This window comes from Qipengyuania thermophila (genome assembly GCF_004153605.1).
GTDB classification, from domain to species: domain Bacteria; phylum Pseudomonadota; class Alphaproteobacteria; order Sphingomonadales; family Sphingomonadaceae; genus Qipengyuania_B; species Qipengyuania_B thermophila.
This window is the reverse complement of sequence record NZ_SDSI01000007.1, coordinates 44,200-59,074: the sequence shown is the minus strand read 5'-3', so window position 1 is coordinate 59,074 and position 14,875 is coordinate 44,200. Positions and strand designations below refer to the sequence as shown.

At 68.8% G+C, this 14,875-nt stretch carries 15 protein-coding genes; 5 read left to right on the top strand and 10 right to left on the bottom strand.

The genetic code is table 11. From position 1 onward, the window contains the following. The first annotated feature begins 106 nt into the window (after positions 1-106). From ETO60_RS10800 to ETO60_RS10790, 3 genes are read left to right on the top strand one after another with little or no spacing between them, the layout of a single operon-like run. Positions 107-763: a Tim44/TimA family putative adaptor protein gene (locus ETO60_RS10800; RefSeq protein ID WP_130005583.1), complete on the top strand. Its 657-nt coding sequence runs from the start codon at positions 107-109 to the stop codon at positions 761-763. A 40-nt stretch (positions 764-803) separates the two neighbouring features. After that, positions 804-2,015 carry a murein transglycosylase A gene (gene mltA / locus ETO60_RS10795; RefSeq protein ID WP_130005581.1) on the top strand — a complete coding sequence of 404 codons (1,212 nt, stop codon included), beginning with the start codon at positions 804-806 and terminating at the stop codon, positions 2,013-2,015. Continuing rightward, complete coding sequence (locus tag ETO60_RS10790) at positions 2,012-2,596, top strand: Smr/MutS family protein (RefSeq protein WP_130005579.1); 585 nt, start codon at positions 2,012-2,014, stop codon at positions 2,594-2,596. Before mltA ends, ETO60_RS10790 begins: the two co-directional genes overlap by 4 nt. Positions 2,597-2,629: 33 nt before the next feature. On the opposite strand, the gene ETO60_RS10785 is transcribed toward ETO60_RS10790, so the two are convergent. The 5 genes from ETO60_RS10785 to aroC all read right to left on the bottom strand — a co-directional run bounded on the left by ETO60_RS10785 (position 2,630) and on the right by aroC (position 9,363). Next, entirely contained in the window at positions 2,630-3,382 is a 753-nt protein-coding gene (locus ETO60_RS10785; RefSeq protein WP_234026458.1) for a sulfite exporter TauE/SafE family protein, read from the bottom strand. 73 nt (positions 3,383-3,455) lie between these two features. After that, positions 3,456-5,693 (bottom strand): catalase/peroxidase HPI, encoded by a 2,238-nt coding sequence (katG, locus tag ETO60_RS10780; protein WP_130005577.1) that lies wholly within the window; start codon positions 5,691-5,693, stop codon positions 3,456-3,458. A 176-nt stretch (positions 5,694-5,869) separates the two neighbouring features. Then, the gene (ahpF, locus tag ETO60_RS10775; protein WP_130005652.1) at positions 5,870-7,459 is read right to left on the bottom strand and encodes an alkyl hydroperoxide reductase subunit F; all 1,590 of its coding nucleotides are present in this window, start codon (positions 7,457-7,459) and stop codon (positions 5,870-5,872) included. Positions 7,460-7,611: 152 nt separating this feature from the next. After that, complete coding sequence (ahpC, locus tag ETO60_RS10770) at positions 7,612-8,178, bottom strand: alkyl hydroperoxide reductase subunit C (RefSeq protein WP_130005650.1); 567 nt, start codon at positions 8,176-8,178, stop codon at positions 7,612-7,614. A gap of 111 nt (positions 8,179-8,289) precedes the next feature. Then, complete coding sequence (gene aroC / locus ETO60_RS10765; RefSeq protein ID WP_130005575.1) at positions 8,290-9,363, bottom strand: chorismate synthase; 1,074 nt, start codon at positions 9,361-9,363, stop codon at positions 8,290-8,292. Between the two features lie 213 nt (positions 9,364-9,576). Between aroC and ruvA the strand changes: the two genes are divergently transcribed. After that, on the top strand, positions 9,577-10,185 hold the full coding sequence (ruvA, locus tag ETO60_RS10760) for a Holliday junction branch migration protein RuvA (RefSeq protein ID WP_130005648.1): 609 nt from the start codon (positions 9,577-9,579) through the stop codon (positions 10,183-10,185). Between the two features lie 29 nt (positions 10,186-10,214). On the opposite strand, the gene ETO60_RS10755 is transcribed toward ruvA, so the two are convergent. Continuing rightward, positions 10,215-10,595, bottom strand: a complete 381-nt coding sequence (locus ETO60_RS10755) for a GIY-YIG nuclease family protein (RefSeq protein WP_234026457.1) — start codon at positions 10,593-10,595, stop codon at positions 10,215-10,217. A gap of 88 nt (positions 10,596-10,683) precedes the next feature. Between ETO60_RS10755 and ruvB the strand changes: the two genes are divergently transcribed. Next, on the top strand, positions 10,684-11,700 hold the full coding sequence (ruvB, locus tag ETO60_RS10750; protein WP_130005571.1) for a Holliday junction branch migration DNA helicase RuvB: 1,017 nt from the start codon (positions 10,684-10,686) through the stop codon (positions 11,698-11,700). 28 nt (positions 11,701-11,728) lie between these two features. On the opposite strand, the gene ETO60_RS10745 is transcribed toward ruvB, so the two are convergent. The 4 genes from ETO60_RS10745 to ETO60_RS10730 all read right to left on the bottom strand — a co-directional run bounded on the left by ETO60_RS10745 (position 11,729) and on the right by ETO60_RS10730 (position 14,860). Beyond that, on the bottom strand, positions 11,729-12,433 hold the full coding sequence (locus ETO60_RS10745; RefSeq protein WP_130005569.1) for an FkbM family methyltransferase: 705 nt from the start codon (positions 12,431-12,433) through the stop codon (positions 11,729-11,731). Positions 12,434-12,515: 82 nt separating this feature from the next. After that, positions 12,516-13,352: an S-formylglutathione hydrolase gene (gene fghA / locus ETO60_RS10740; RefSeq protein ID WP_130005567.1), complete on the bottom strand. Its 837-nt coding sequence runs from the start codon at positions 13,350-13,352 to the stop codon at positions 12,516-12,518. Between the two features lies 1 nt (position 13,353). Then, complete coding sequence (locus ETO60_RS10735) at positions 13,354-13,734, bottom strand: VOC family protein (RefSeq protein ID WP_130005564.1); 381 nt, start codon at positions 13,732-13,734, stop codon at positions 13,354-13,356. A 22-nt stretch (positions 13,735-13,756) separates the two neighbouring features. Then, positions 13,757-14,860, bottom strand: a complete 1,104-nt coding sequence (locus ETO60_RS10730; protein ID WP_130005562.1) for an S-(hydroxymethyl)glutathione dehydrogenase/class III alcohol dehydrogenase — start codon at positions 14,858-14,860, stop codon at positions 13,757-13,759. Positions 14,861-14,875 lie beyond the last annotated feature (15 nt).

The window sequence follows — 14,875 nt, the reverse complement described above, 5'->3', positions numbered from 1 at the left end:
CAGAGCGTTGTTCCGTTGAATTGTTCACCTATGTAGGGCATGACTGCCCATGACCGGGCGGCAGGGCTTGCGCCGGCGGGCGCGAATGCACGATTGCGAGAACGCTGTGATTATCGAGATTGTCATTCTGGCCATGATTGCCGCCTTTCTGGGGCTGCGGCTGTATTCGGTTCTGGGCCGCCGCGCCGAACATGGCGAGGAGGTCGTGCCGCGGCGCATGGAGGCGCGGGACGCCGAGAAGGCGCCGGCGCGCGACCATGTGGCCGCCCCGGCTGCGTCCGCTCCGGCGGCGGGGGCGGTCGACACCGCTCCGCAGGCCGAGGCCGGCATCCGCGCCATCGCGGCGGCGGATGGCCAGTTCGATCTGCTCCGGTTCCTCGAAGGGGCCAAGGGCGCCTACGCCATGGTGCTCGAAGCCTTCTGGAAAGGCGATCGCGACGCGCTGCGCGACCTGTGCGCGGACGACGTGTATGCGGGGTTCGTCAACGCCATCGACGAGCGCGAGGCGGCCGGCGAATCGCTCGACAACCGCCTGATCCGCATCGAGGACGCCACTGTCCAGGATGCGCGGCTCGAGGGTCGGATGGCCCATGTCACCGTGCTGTTCGTGGCCGACGTGGCGGCCGTCACGCGCGACCGCGACGGCAATGTCGTTGCCGGGTCGCTCAACGACGCGGTGGAGAGCCGCGACCTGTGGACGTTCACGCGCGATGTCTCCTCGGATGATCCGGCCTGGCTGCTCAGCGAGACCGATCAGGACTGAGCCGGCGCGCCGGTCCGGCAACAGGGGTGCGGTTGCTGCCATGAACGCCCGAACCGTCGTGGCGGTCTGCGCCGCGGTCCTCCTCGCCGGCTGCGTGCGCACCGTCTCCCCGGCTCCCGCCCCGGCAGGGCCACCCCCATCGGCGCAGGTGCCTGCCCCGGCCGCGGCGCGGGCACTCGACGCGCCGCTGCGCAGAGGAGAGCCGACGGCGCACCTCGTGTCGGGCGCGGCGAGTGCGGCGCGGGCGCTCCGCGCGTTCCGCGAGAGCTGTCCCGTCCTGCTCGAACGCACGGATCTGAGCGGCCTCACCCGGCCGGAAGACTGGAGCGAAGCCTGCGCCGCGGCGCGCGTCGCGGCTGACGGCGACGCGGCGGAGTTCTTCCGGACGCAGTTCGATACGCTGGAAGTGGCCGGCGGCGCGGCCTTCGCCACAGGCTATTTTGAGCCGGAGATCGAGGGCAGCCCGGTGCCCGTCCCCGGCGCCATGGCCGTCTATGCGCTTCCGCCGGACCTCGTGCGCGCCTGGCCGGCTGACACGCCGCCCGAGCAGCGCGACGGCCGCCCGCCGCTCGGGCGCTACGACGAGAACGGCCGCTTCGTCGACTACCACGACCGGGCGGCCATTGAAGATGGCGCGCTGGCGGGACGCGGCCTTGAGCTGGCCTGGGCGCTCGATCCGGTGGAGCTGTTCTTTCTGCAGATCCAGGGCTCGGGCCGGCTGCGCATGCCGGACGGATCGGTGATGCGGATCGGCTATGCCGGGCAGAACGGCCATGGCTACGTGGCCATCGGCCGCCTGCTGCGCGACCGGGGTCTTCTTGGCGAGGAGCCGGGGCAGTACGCGCCCTCGATGCAGGGCATCATGGCCTATCTGCGCGATCACCCGGAGGCAGGGCGCGCGCTCATGCGCGAGAACCCCAGCTGGGTGTTCTTCCGGGAACTGAGCGGGGACGGGCCGCTCGGGTCGATTGGCGTGCCGGTGCGGCCGCGCGTCAGCGTCGCGGTCGACCCGCGCTTCGTTCCCTACGGCGCGCCGGTGTGGCTCGACCTCGACCGGGACGAGGCGGACGGGCTGTGGGTGGCGCAGGACACCGGCGGCGCAATCAGGGGTGCCAACCGGTTCGACACCTTCTGGGGTGCGGGCGAGGACGCGCGTCGCATCGCCGGCGACATGAGTTCCAGCGGCCGCGCGCTGGTCCTGCTGCCCCGGGCAACGGTGGCGCGGCTGGAGGCTGAAGGCCGGCTGCAGTGAAGCCGCCGCGCGGCCTGACGGCACAGGAGGCGGAGCTGTGGGCGAGGGTCACGGCGACGGTGCGGCCGCTGGACAGCCGAACGCCGCCAGGGCCGGCACAGGCCGGCGCGCCGCCCGCCGGGCAGCCCGGCTCACCGCCACGGTGCGCTCCGCCTCCGGCGACCGGGGCAACCGCGCCGCCGCCCCGTGCCGACCGCGTGCAGACGGGGAGCCGGACCCCGCGTTCTCCCCTGTCGGGCGGCCTCGATGGCCATTGGGAGCGGCGGATCCGGGGCGGCGGGCTGCACCCCGACCTCACCCTCGACCTGCACGGCACCACGCTCGACGGCGCCTATCACCGCCTCAACGACGGCCTGGCGCAGGCGCGGGCGATCGGGGCGCGGGTCGTGCTGCTGATCGCCGGCAAGCCGCGCCCGGTGGAGGCGGCGGACCGGGGGACGCGGCGCGGCGCGATCCGGGCCAAGGTGCTCGACTGGCTGGCCGCCGGCCCCCACGCCGGCAGCATCGCCGCCATCCGCCGCGCGCATCCCCGGCACGGGGGCGAGGGGGCGCTGTATCTCGTGCTGCGGCGAGGGCGCTAGACGCGCGCGAACGGCCAGCCCGCACCCGCCGAACTAGCCGAAAAGCAGCATCTGTGCGGCGGCTGCGCTCAGGAGAACGCTGACGAGCCGCTGGAACCGGTCGGGCGACAGTTTCTCGACGAGCCGTTTGCCGGCCCACGTTCCCAGGATCATCGCTCCCCCAAGCGCGAAGGCGACCGACCAGAACGCCGGATCGAGCCGCAGCTGCGTTCCGTAGATCGCCATCTTCAACCCGTGCATCGCCGCCGCGGACACCGCTTCGCTGGCGATATACACAGGTGGAGGCAGGTTCAGGCTCAGAAAGACGGCCGCGCCGAGCGGACCGGCGCTGCCGACCAGGCCGGAAAGGAACCCGGTCAGCGCGCCTCCGCCAATCAGAAGCGAGCGCGAAGGGCGCAGGGTGAGCACACCTGTGACGCGCAGCAGCACGAAACAGAGCAGCGCCGCCCCGACGGCGCGCACCACCACATCCTCGCGCAGCGAGACAAAGGACAACGCTCCGAGGGCAGCGGCCGGGACCGCGCCGAGCAGGAACAGACCGACGGGGCGCCAGGCGATCGCCTGCGCATTGAACCCGATCCGGGCAAGATTGCCGGTCAGCTGAGCCACCGTCAGAAGGGGAACCGCGACTTTCGCCCCGGCCATGTGCGTCAGCAACGGCAACAGCAGAAGGGCACCGCCGAACCCGGCGGCACCGGAGACGGCGGCGGCCACGAACCCGCCGGCCATGATTAGGGCAAGGTCGAACACCTCAATCCGCCACCCTGCACGTCGGCTCGACTCCATCCGTGCGCCGCCGCAGCCACACCCCTGGCATCGCTGCCGGTGGGGTGGTTGCAGACACCGTGTCCGCTCGCGCTCAGGCCTGGGCCGGCTCCGGCTGGTGCATCTTGTGGTACTTCGCCCAGCTCAGATCGAAGCGGTCGGCGTTCATCACCTTGGTCCACGCCTTGATGAAGTCGCGCACGAACTTCTCCTCGTGCCCGCGCTCGGCATAGACCTCGGCGATGGAACGCAGCTGCGAGTTGGAGCCGAAGATGAGGTCCGTGCGCGTCGCGCCCCACAGCTCCTCGCCCGTCTCCCGATCCGTTCCCACGAACGTCTCGTCGCCGCTGTCGTCGATGACCTTCCACGCCGTCTTCATGTCGAGGAGGTTGACGAACCAGTCATTGGTCAGCTGTCCCAGCCGGTCGGTCAACTGCCCCGCCTTGCCGGCGCTGGCGTGATTGGCGCCGAGCACGCGCAACCCGCCGACCAGCACCGTCATTTCCGGCGCCGACAAGTCGAGCAGCTGCGCCCGGTCGAGCAGCAGCTCCTCGGTTTTGACCGAATGCTTGGTGCTCAGGTAATTGCGGAACCCGTCCGCCTTCGGCTCCAGCGGCTCGAAGCTTGCGGCATCCGTCCATTCCTCCAGCGCGTCGCCGCGTCCCGAGGTGAAGGGCACCTCGATATCGAACCCCGCATCGCGCGCGGCCTTCTCGACCGCCACCGTGCCGCCCAGCACGATCATGTCGGCCATCGACACGTCGCGGTCGCCGCGCACCTGCTCCAGCCGGTCGAGCACCAGCTTCAGCTCCTCCGGCTCGTTCACCGCCCAGTCCTTCTGCGGCGCGAAGCGGATCCGCGCGCCGTTGGCACCGCCGCGCAGGTCCGACTTGCGCCACGTCGAGGCCGAGGCCCACGCGGTCTTGACGAGCTGCGGCACGGTGAGCCCGCTGTCGAGAATGGCCTGCTTCAGCTCGGCCACTTCGGCGTCGGACAAGGTGCGGCCGGGCGGGACCGGGTCCTGCCAGATCAGGTCCTCCTCCGGCACTTCGGGGCCGAGGTAGCGGATCTTGGGGCCCATGTCGCGGTGGGTCAGCTTGAACCACGCCCGGGCAAAGGCCTCCTTGAACGCCTCGTGATCGGCGCGGAAGCGTTCGGAGATCTTGCGATATTCCGGATCCATCTTCAGCGCCATGTCGGGCGTGGTCATCATCGTGGGCACGCGCACTCCGGGCCGGAACGCATGCGGCGCCTTGTCCTCCTCGCGCTGGTTGATCGGCTGCCACTGCTTCGCGCCGGCCGGGCTGGTGACGAGTTCGTAGTCATAGTCGAGCAGCAGGCGGAAATAGTTTTCCGACCAGCGGTCGGGCGTGTTGGTCCACGGCCCTTCCAGCCCCGAGGTGATCGCGTGCTCGCCGACGCCGGACTCGTAGCCGCTGGTCCAGCCAAGGCCCTGGAAGGCGATGTCCGCCCCTTCGGGCTCGGCGCCGATCAGCGAGGCGTCACCCGCGCCATGGCACTTGCCGAACGTGTGCCCGCCGGCGGTCAGCGCGACGGTCTCCTCGTCGTTCATCGCCATCCGGCTGAAGGTTTCGCGCATGTCGCGGGCGCTGGCGAGGGGATCGGGATTGCCGCCCGGCCCTTCGGGATTGACGTAGATCAGCCCCATCTGGATCGCCGCCAGCGGGTTCTCGAGCTTGAGATCCTTGTCGGGATCGATGCGCGTGTCGCCGAGCCACTCCTCCTCCGTGCCCCAGTAGACGTCGCGCTCAGGCTCGTAGACGTCGCGCCGCCCGCCGCCGAAGCCGAACACCGGTCCGCCCATCGACTCGATGGCGACATTTCCGGTCAGGATGAACAGGTCGGCCCAGCTGATGTTCTTGCCGTATTTCTGCTTGATCGGCCACAGCAGGCGCCGGGCCTTGTCCAGATTGGCGTTGTCGGGCCACGAGTTGAGCGGCGCGAACCGCTGCTGCCCGCTCGACGCGCCGCCGCGTCCGTCCGCCGTGCGGTAGGTGCCCGCCGCGTGCCACGCCATGCGGATGAAGAAGGGACCGTAGTGCCCGTAGTCCGCCGGCCACCACGGTTTGCTGTCGGTCATCAGCGCGCGCAGGTCTTCCTTCAGCGCGTGGTAGTCGAGGGCGTTGAACGCTTCGGCATAGTCGAAATCGTCGCCCATCGGGTCGGGGGAGACGCCGCCCTGGTGGAGAATGTCGAGGTTCAGCGCATCCGGCCACCAGTCGCGGCTGGTGCGTCCGAGAAGCGAGCGGGTCTGCGTGTTGCCGGTGAAGGGGCAGCCGCCTCCCGGCAGCGATCCGGTTGCCACGTCCATGGTCGGTTCCTCTCTTCCAATGCCTGTTGTGCCCAGCATTGTGCGGAACCGGCCGCCATGCGTCCAATCGAAATGTTGTGCCGCAGTCATTGACGCAGCCACACATGGGCAGCCGCGCCATGGCGGGGCCGCCGGCCGGCCGATTGGAGGCAACGGCCGGTCCGGCGATCCCCCGGTCAGGCGGCCCGGGCCACCGGCTCGGCCGGGTCGGTGCGGATGAGGTGGTCGAACGCGCTCAGGGCCGCCTTCGACCCTTCGCCCATGGCCGTGACGATCTGCTTGTAGGGGACCGTCGTGGCGTCGCCGGCCGCGAAGATCCCCGGGACGGAAGTGGCGCCGTGCTCGTCGATCACAATCTCGCCATGGGGGGACAGGGCCACGCCGCTGTCGCGCAGCCATTCGGTGTTGGGCACCAGTCCGATCTGCACGAACAGCCCCGCCAGATCGAGCCGGTGCTGCGCGCCGGTGGCGCGGTCGCGGTACGCGATGCCCGTCACCCGCGCGCCGTCACCGATCACCTCGGTGGTCTGGGCGTTCGTCACGATTGTCACGTTGGGCAGCGAGCGCAGCTTCCGCTGCAGCACCTCGTCGGCGCGCAGCGTCTCGGCGTATTCGACGAGGGTGACGTGCTCGACGATGTTGGCAAGGTCGATGGCCGCCTCGACCCCCGAATTGCCGCCGCCGACCACGCCGACGCGCTTGCCCTTGAACAACGGTCCGTCGCAGTGCGGACAATAGGCGACGCCGCGGTTGCGGTACTCCTGCTCGCCCGGCACGCCGAGCGTGCGCCAGCGGGCGCCGGTCGCCAGAACGAGGGTGCGCGCCCTGAGGGTGGCGCCGTTTCCGAACGTCACCGCGTGCAGCCCGCCCGGCTCTGCCGCCGGAGCGAGAGCGGTGGCGGCGACGGCCTTCATGAGGTCGACCCCGTAGGCGCCGACATGGCTCTCGAGCTGGGCGGCCAGCTTCGGCCCCTCGGTGTAGGGGGTGCCGGGCAGGTTCTCGATCCCGAGCGTGTCGTTCAGCTGGCCGCCGAAGCGTTCCGCGGCGACGCCGGTGCGGATGCCCTTGCGGGCGGTGTACACCGCGGCGGCCGTCGCGGCCGGGCCGCCGCCGATGACGAGCACGTCAAACGGCGCCTTGCCGTCCAGCGCCGCCGCCGCGCGGGCCTCGGCGCCCGTGTCGAGCTTGGCCAGCAGTTCGGCAAGGTCGAGCCGGCCGTTCCAGAACGGCTTGCCGTCGAGGAACACCGCGGGAACCGCCATGACCTCACGCGCCTCCACCTCGTCGCGGAAGGTGCCGCCTTCGATGAGCGTGGCGGTGACCCTCGGGTTCTCCAGCGCCAGCAGCGTCAGCGCCTGCACCACGTCCGGGCAGTTGTGGCAGGACAGCGAGAAATACATCTCGAAGGCATGTTCCCCCTCGAGCGCGCGCACCTGCTCCAGCAGGGCGCTGTCGACCTTGGGCGGATGGCCGCCGGCCCACAGCAGCGCCAAGACCAGCGAGGTGAACTCGTGGCCCAGCGGCAGGCCGGCGAACCGCACCCAGCGGTCCGGCTCCGCGGCGCGGCGGATGATGAAGCTGGGCCGGCGCGCATCGGTGCCGTCGTCGAGGAAGCGGACGTCGGGGTGCAGGGCGGCGATCTGTTCCAGCAGCTGCCGCGTCTGCGCCGACTTCTCGTCGTCGCCGAGCGAGGCCACGAGCTCCACCGGCGTGCGCAGGTTGTCGAGGTAGGTGCGCAGCTGCGCCTGCATGGCGTTGTCGAGCATGGCTGTTGTCTCCACGTTGAAGAAGTCCCGAGGCGCAGAAGACCCGAAGCCGGGGGATGGTGGCTCCGGGTCTTCCAGCGACCCGAGTTGAACCCGGGCTCTTGACGGCGGGCGCCGCGAAGGGGGGAGGGGGCGCCCGCCGTATCGGGGTGTCAGATCTTGCCGACCAGATCGAGCGAGGGGGCCAGCGTCTCGCTGCCTTCTTCCCACGCTGCCGGGCACACCTGTCCGGGGTTCTCCCGCACATACTGCGCCGCGCGGATCTTGCGGACGAGTTCGTTGGCGTTGCGGCCGACGCCTTCGCAGGTGATCTCCATGATCTGGATCACGCCGTCCGGGTCGATCACGAAGGTGGCGCGGTCGGCCAGTCCCGCGCCTTCGCGCAGCACGCCGAAATTGTTCGCCAGCGTGTGCGACTGGTCGCCGAGGAACGGGAAGGTCAGCTTGCCGATCCGCTCGGAGGTGTCATGCCACGCCTTGTGGCTGAAATGGGTGTCGGTGCTCACCGCATAGACCTCGACGCCGAGCTTCTGCAGCGTGCCGTAGTGCTCGCCCAGATCCTCCAGCTCGGTCGGGCAGACGAAGGTGAAGTCGGCGGGATAGAAGAAGAACACCGCCCACTTGCCGCGCACGTCCGCGTCCGTGACCTCGAAGAAGTTGCGTCCCGCCTGGAAGGCGGTGGCGGAGAAAGGCTGCAGCTGCGAGCCGATGATACCCATTGAAACTGTCTCCATGTTGAAGCGGTTGCACGCCGCCATGTAGTGCGTGTTGCAGCGCAGCAAACCCGAGATTGTCGATTGCCGCCATCGAAAATTCTTATCGCCGGCTGATCAGCCCTGCCCGCACTGCGCCCGGTGCAGCAGCGCATGGTCGGCCAGCACCAACGCCATCATGGCCGCGACGACCGGCGCGCCCCGGATGCCGACGCACGGATCATGCCGCCCGGTCGTGCGCACCTGCGTGGCCTCGCCGTCGCGGGTGATGCTGTTCAGCGCCGCCGGGATCGAGGAGGTGGGCTTGAACGCCACCCGGACGACGAGCGGCTGCCCGGTGCTGATTCCGCCGGCGATGCCGCCGGCGTGATTGGAGGCGAAGTCCGGTCCGTTCGGTCCGGGGCGCATGGCGTCGGCATTCTGCTCTCCGCGCAGCCGCGCCGCGGCAAAGCCGGTGCCGATCTCCACGCCCTTGACGGCGTTGATCCCCATCATCGCGGCCGCAAGGTCGGCGTCGAGCTTGGCATAGACTGGCGCGCCCCAGCCCGGCGGCACACCCGTCGCGACGCATTCGACGACGGCGCCGAGCGAGGAACCGGACCGGCGGGCCTCGTCCACCAGCGACTCCCAGCGGGTCGCCGCGGCCGCGTCGGGGCTGAAGAACGGGTTGCGGCCGATTTCCTCCCGGTCGAAGCGCGCCGGATCGACCGGGTCGCCACCGATCTCCACGACACGGGCGAGGATGTCGACCTGCGGGATCACCGCGCGCGCCACCGCGCCCGCCGCCACCCGCGCGGCGGTCTCGCGCGCCGAGCTGCGTCCGCCGCCGCGCGGATCGCGAAAGCCGTATTTCGCCTCGTAGGCATAGTCGGCGTGACCCGGCCGGTAGGTCTGCGCCAGGGCGGCATAGTCGGCGGAACGCGGATCGGTGTTCTCGATCAGCAGGCTGATGGGCGTGCCGGTCGTGCGTCCCTCGAACACGCCGGACAGGATGCGGACCGCGTCGGCCTCGCGCCGCTGCGTCGTGAAGCGGCTCTGGCCCGGCCGCCGCTGGTCGAGGAAGGGCTGGATCCGCTGTTCGGTAAGCGTCAGCCCCGGCGGGCAGCCGTCGATCACGACGCCGAGCGCCGGCCCATGGCTTTCCCCCCAGGTGGTGAAGCGGAAAACCCGCCCGAACGTGTTCCAGCTCATGCCGCGTCTTTAGGGCCGCGACGGCGCGTGTCGAGATGGCGGGCGCGTGCTTCCCTACGGCACCGAATCGTGTCATCGACGCGCCATGACCATCCCGTCGTCCATGCCCTGCCCGCTGCGTCCGCCGCGGCAGGACGCTTGGTACGTTTTCCTCTCAGGACCGTGTCACATGCGGTCCATGTGTTCTGCACCAGCGACGAACGGAGTGCGCGCATGATCGCCCGCCTGTCCGGCCGGCTGGAGGAGGTCGGCGCCGACTGGGCGGTGATCGACGTGGCGGGCGTCGGCTACCTCGTCCACTGTTCGGCCCGGACCCTCGCCGCGCTGGGCGATGTGGGCGAGGCGTGCCGCGTGCACACCGACCTGCAGGTGAGCGAGAACGACATGCGCCTGCTGGGCTTCGCCGACGCGGCGGAACGCGACTGGTTCCGCCTGCTGACCGGCGTGCAGGGGGTGGGGTCGAAGGTGGCGCTGGCGATCCTGTCGGCGCTGTCGGCGGGCGAGCTGCGCGACGCCTGCGCCAGCGGGGATGCGGCGATGGTGGCGCGGGCGAACGGCGTGGGGCCGAAGCTGGCCGGCCGCATCGTCAACGAACTGCGCGACAGGGCCGGCGCGCTGCCGGGCGGCGGCGGCGCGGGCGTGGCGGCGGGCGCGCCCATGCGGGTGAGCGGCGCGAGCGCCGATGCCGTGTCCGCGCTGGAGAACCTCGGCTTCAAACCCGCCGTCGCCGCCCGCGCCGTGGCGGAAGCGCAGAGCGAACTGGGCGAAGGCGCGGGCGAGGGGGAGCTGATCCGGGTGGCGTTGAAGAGGGCGGCGGGGTGAGGCGTTCTTGTCGTCATGCTGAACTCGCTTCAGCATCCATCCCTCGTCACGCGCGGAGGAATGGGAGGCAAGCCCAAGGCAGGGGCAAGGTCATGCCAATCCGGATTTGCGTCTTCGATCAGGTTGATCTTCCACCGCCGGTGCCATCGCTTCAGCTGCTTTTCGCGTGCAATGGCCCGATCCATGTCGCCGAACATCTCGTAGCGGACGAGGCGGTTAACCGCGTAGCGGCTTGTGAAGCCATTGCTGGCTCCAGTGCGATGTTCCCACAGCCGGGCGACAAGGTCGCTGGTGACGCCGATATACAGCGTGCCGTTGCGTTGGCTGGCGAGGATGTAGACGCAGGGGTGGCGCTCGCGCGGCATGGATTGCCTTGTGTGGAAGGATGGATGCTGAAACGAGTTCAGCATGACGTTTGCGGGTTAACGAGAGCACCTTGGTCTCCCGCCCATCGTGAACTTGCTTCAACGGCCGTCTAGAGCCACACGCTCACCTCGCATGACCCCCCTCCACACCCCCGCCCGGCAACCGGACGATCCCGACGCCGCGCTGCGTCCGAAGTCGCTGGCCGAATTCGTCGGGCAGGAGGCGGCGCGGGAGAACCTTGCCGTGTTCATCGCCGCGGCAAAGGCGCGGGGCGAGGCGATGGACCACACGCTGTTCTTCGGCCCGCCCGGCCTTGGCAAGACGACGTTGGCGCAGATCGTCGCGCGCGAACTGGGCGCGGGGTTCCGCGCCACCAGCGGCCCGGTGATCGCCAAGGCGGGCGATCTGGCCGCGCTGCTGACCAACCTCGAGGCGCGCGATGTGCTGTTCATCGACGAGATTCACCGCCTCAATCCCGTCGTCGAGGAGGTGCTCTACCCGGCGATGGAGGACCGCGCGCTTGACATCATGATCGGGGAAGGGCCGTCGGCGCGGTCGGTGCGGATCGACCTGCCGCCATTTACGCTGGTCGGCGCGACCACGCGGCAGGGGCTGCTGACGACGCCGCTGCGCGACCGGTTCGGCATTCCCGTGCGCCTGACCTTCTACACCGAGGACGAGCTGCTGCGGGTGGTGACGCGCGGGGCGCGGCTGCTGAACCTCGCGCTGGACGAGGGCGGCGCGCGCGAGATCGCCCGCCGGTCGCGGGGCACGCCGCGGGTGGCCGGGCGGCTGCTCAGACGGGTGCGCGACTTTGCCGACGTGGCCGGCGCGGGGACGGTGACGCGCGCGGTGGCGGACGCGGCGCTGACCCGGCTGGAGATCGACCGGCTGGGGTTGGACGCCATGGACCGCCGCTACCTCACCATGATCGCCACCACCTACAAGGGCGGGCCGGTGGGGGTCGAAACGCTGGCCGCCGGCCTTTCCGAACCGCGCGACACCATCGAGGATGTGGTGGAACCCTACCTCATCCAGCTCGGCCTGCTCGCCCGCACCGCGCGGGGGCGGGTGCTGAACGATGACGGCTGGCGGCACCTGGGACTGGATGTGCCGCGGCGGATGGGTGATCAGGAAGGATTTCTGTGAAAATTGCTGAGCAGTGCTCAAGCCGCATTCAGAAAGCGAAATAAGTCGGCCGCAACGGAGAGTGATGCTTGGCGAACAACAGGTCTATTTGGACTAGGTTGATTGAATCGGGCCTGACCAGACCACCGATATCAAAAGGAGAGAACCCGAGTCTGTGCATCGTTTCCAAAACAGTTCTCATATCAGGCGCGCCTCTATTATATTCTAGAACAGCAACCTCGAGTTGGATGACATCGCATTTCCTAAGCGTTTCAGTTCCTCCTTTCAGCACCTCTAACTCCGCCCCTTGAACATCAATCTTAAGGAAGATCGGTCCATCCATTTCTGATGCAACGTCGTCCAACGTCTTTGTAGTAAGTCTTACCTCTTCTCGTGGTATATTGCTATTCTCGGGCATAATAGAAGAAGCATTATCCATAAGGTAAAATGTGACTTCTTTCCCCCCTTCACTTGCCAATGGGGCGATTGAATAGGTGGTGTTTGGGAGTTCTCGACAGATACTCTCTAAATTCGCAGCCTTCTGTTCCGAAGCTTCGCACATCAGGACTTTCGCTTCAGGAAATACTCGCTTTGCCAAGCGTGTCCACTCACCCTCGTGCGCACCAACATCAATGATCGATTTCGGGGAGTAGCCGCGATCAGCCAAGCGCCTGTAGGCACTCTCTTCAGAAGTTATTTGTGGATCAGGGTTTGCTAGAAGCGCTGATATAAGTTTTCTAGCTTCTTTCAGCATCGCTTTGCCCCCCTTCTTCAGTATGGAGACAACCTTTAGAGAATTGGCTCATTGGTCAAGGTGGAGCGTTCTGCTGAGGTGCTTAGGAGCCCAACCGCTCCGCGTGCCAGGCCACATGGTCGGCCATGAAGGTCGAGACCAAATAGTAGGAGTGGTCGTAGCCCTCGTGCAGGCGGATCTGCGCCGGCATCTGCGCCGCCTCGCAGGCGGCGGCGAGGCGGTGGGTCTGCAGCTGTTCCACCAGAAACTGGTCGGCCAGGCCCTGATCGACGAGCAGGTGCGGCAGGCGCGCGCCGTCCTCGATCAGCGCGACGGCGTCATACTTGCGCCACCTCGCCTCGTCCGGGCCGAGATAGCGCGCGAACGCCTTTTGCCCCCACGGAACGCGGCCGGGCGCCACGATCGGGGCAAAGGCGCTCACCGAGCGGAAGCGGCCTGGATTGCGAAGAGCGACGGTGAGGGCGCCGTGCCCGCCCATGGAGTGGCCGGTGATGCCCTGCCGCGTCATGTCTGCGGGGAAGGTCTGCGCGACAAGGCCGGGCAGCTCCTCCTCGACATACGACCGCATCCGGTAGTGGCGCGCCCACGGCTGTTCGGTCGCGTCGAGATAGAAGCCTGCGCCTTGGCCGAAGGCGAAGTCCTGCGGATCGTCGGGCACATCGTCGCCGCGCGGCGAGGTGTCCGGCGCGACGAGGATGATGCCGTGTTCGGCGCAGGCCCGTCGGTACTCGCCCTTGTCCATGACGTTCGCATGGGTGCAGGTCAGGCCCGACAGGTACCACAGCACCGGCAGGCGCTCGCCCGGCGCGTGCGGCGGGACAAAGACGGCCAGCGTCATGCCGGTGCCGGTGCTGGCGGACGGGTGGCGGTAGACGCCCTGCGTGCCGCCAAACGCCCTCGCTTCGGAGACCGTCTCCACCTCAGCCCGGCCGGTGCATGGCGCAGATCTTGTTGCCGGCCGGATCACGCAGATAGGCGAGGTAGAGCTTCATGCCCGCACCCTCGCGCAGGCCCGGCGGATCCTCGATCGCCGTGCCGCCATGCGCCAGCCCCGCCTCGTGCCATGCGTGCACCTGCTCCTCGCTGTCGGCGGCAAAACCGATGGTGGAGCCGTTGCCGCAGCTTGCCGGCTGGCCGTTGATGGGCTTCGTCAGCAGAAAGATGCCGCCCTTGTGCATGTAGAACACACGCCCCTTGGGGTCGAGAGTGCCGGCGCGGCCCCCCAGTGCCGAAAGCGTGGCGTCGTAGAACGCCTTCGACGCCTCGATGTCGTCGGCGCCGAGCATGACGTGGCTGAACATGGCTGAAGTCTCCTCGTTGGTCTCAGTAGATGACGACGGCCCGGATGCTCTCGCCCCGGCGCATGAGATCGAAGCCGCGGTTGATCTCGTCCAGCGACAGACGGTGGGTGATCATCGGATCGATGGCGATCCGCCCGTCCATGTACCAGTCGACGATTCGGGGCACGTCGGTGCGCCCCCGCGCGCCGCCGAACGCCGTGCCGCGCCAGTTGCGGCCCGTGACGAGCTGGAAGGGACGCGTGGCGATCTCCTTGCCGGCCTCCGCCACGCCGATGATGACGGAGGTTCCCCAGCCCTTGTGACAGCATTCCAGCGCCTGCCGCATCACGTCCGTGTTGCCCGTGCAGTCGAACGAGTAGTCCGCCCCGCCGTCGAGCATGGCGACGATCCGCTCCACCACGCCGCCGGCGCGCGCGTCGATGAAGTCGGTCATGCCGAACCGGCGGCCCCAATCCTCGCGCGCGGGGTTGATGTCGACGCCGACGATCCGGCTCGCCCCGGCCAGTTGTGCACCCTGCACGACGTTGAGGCCGATCCCGCCCAGACCGAAGACGGCGACGGTGTCGCCCACCTGCACCCTGGCAGTGTTGAGCACGGCGCCCACACCGGTGGTCACGCCGCAGCCGACATAGCAGGTGGTGTCGAACGGCGCGTCCGGGCGGATCTTCGCCACGGCGATCTCCGGCAGGACGGTGAAATTGGAAAAGGTCGAGCAGCCCATGTAGTGGTAGATCGGCTCGCCCCGGTACGAGAAGCGGCTGGTGCCGTCCGGCATGAGCCCCTTGCCCTGCGTGTCGCGGATGGCGCTGCACAGGTTGGTCTTGCCGCTGAGGCACATTTTGCATTGCCGGCATTCCGGCGTGTAGAGCGGAATGACGTGGTCGCCCGGCGCGACCGAGGTGACGCCGGCACCGATTTCGCGCACCACGCCGCACCCCTCATGACCGAGGATGGCGGGGAAGATGCCTTCGCTGTCGTGACCATCCAGCGTGTAGGCGTCGGTGTGACAGATGCCGGTGGCCATGATCTCCACCAGCACCTCGCCCGCGCGCGGACCTTCGAGGTCCACTTCCACCACCTCTAGCGGCTGTCTGGGGGTAAAGGCGACGGCGGCGCGAGATTTCATGCGGTTTCTCCTGCG

What these genes read in the sequence shown, in the direction of transcription:
- mltA (WP_130005581.1), top strand. Translation starts at nt 804, where the DNA reads ATGAACGCCCGAACCGTCGTGGCGGTCTGCGCCGCGGTCCTCCTCGCC.
- ETO60_RS10785 (WP_234026458.1), bottom strand. Translation starts at nt 3,382, where the DNA reads ATGGAGTCGAGCCGACGTGCAGGGTGGCGGATTGAGGTGTTCGACCTT.
- katG (WP_130005577.1), bottom strand. Translation starts at nt 5,693, where the DNA reads ATGGACGTGGCAACCGGATCGCTGCCGGGAGGCGGCTGCCCCTTCACC.
- ahpF (WP_130005652.1), bottom strand. Translation starts at nt 7,459, where the DNA reads ATGCTCGACAACGCCATGCAGGCGCAGCTGCGCACCTACCTCGACAAC.
- ahpC (WP_130005650.1), bottom strand. Translation starts at nt 8,178, where the DNA reads ATGGGTATCATCGGCTCGCAGCTGCAGCCTTTCTCCGCCACCGCCTTC.
- aroC (WP_130005575.1), bottom strand. Translation starts at nt 9,363, where the DNA reads ATGAGCTGGAACACGTTCGGGCGGGTTTTCCGCTTCACCACCTGGGGG.
- ruvA (WP_130005648.1), top strand. Translation starts at nt 9,577, where the DNA reads ATGATCGCCCGCCTGTCCGGCCGGCTGGAGGAGGTCGGCGCCGACTGG.
- ETO60_RS10755 (WP_234026457.1), bottom strand. Translation starts at nt 10,595, where the DNA reads ATGCTGAACTCGTTTCAGCATCCATCCTTCCACACAAGGCAATCCATG.
- ruvB (WP_130005571.1), top strand. Translation starts at nt 10,684, where the DNA reads ATGACCCCCCTCCACACCCCCGCCCGGCAACCGGACGATCCCGACGCC.
- ETO60_RS10745 (WP_130005569.1), bottom strand. Translation starts at nt 12,433, where the DNA reads ATGCTGAAAGAAGCTAGAAAACTTATATCAGCGCTTCTAGCAAACCCT.
- ETO60_RS10735 (WP_130005564.1), bottom strand. Translation starts at nt 13,734, where the DNA reads ATGTTCAGCCACGTCATGCTCGGCGCCGACGACATCGAGGCGTCGAAG.
- ETO60_RS10730 (WP_130005562.1), bottom strand. Translation starts at nt 14,860, where the DNA reads ATGAAATCTCGCGCCGCCGTCGCCTTTACCCCCAGACAGCCGCTAGAG.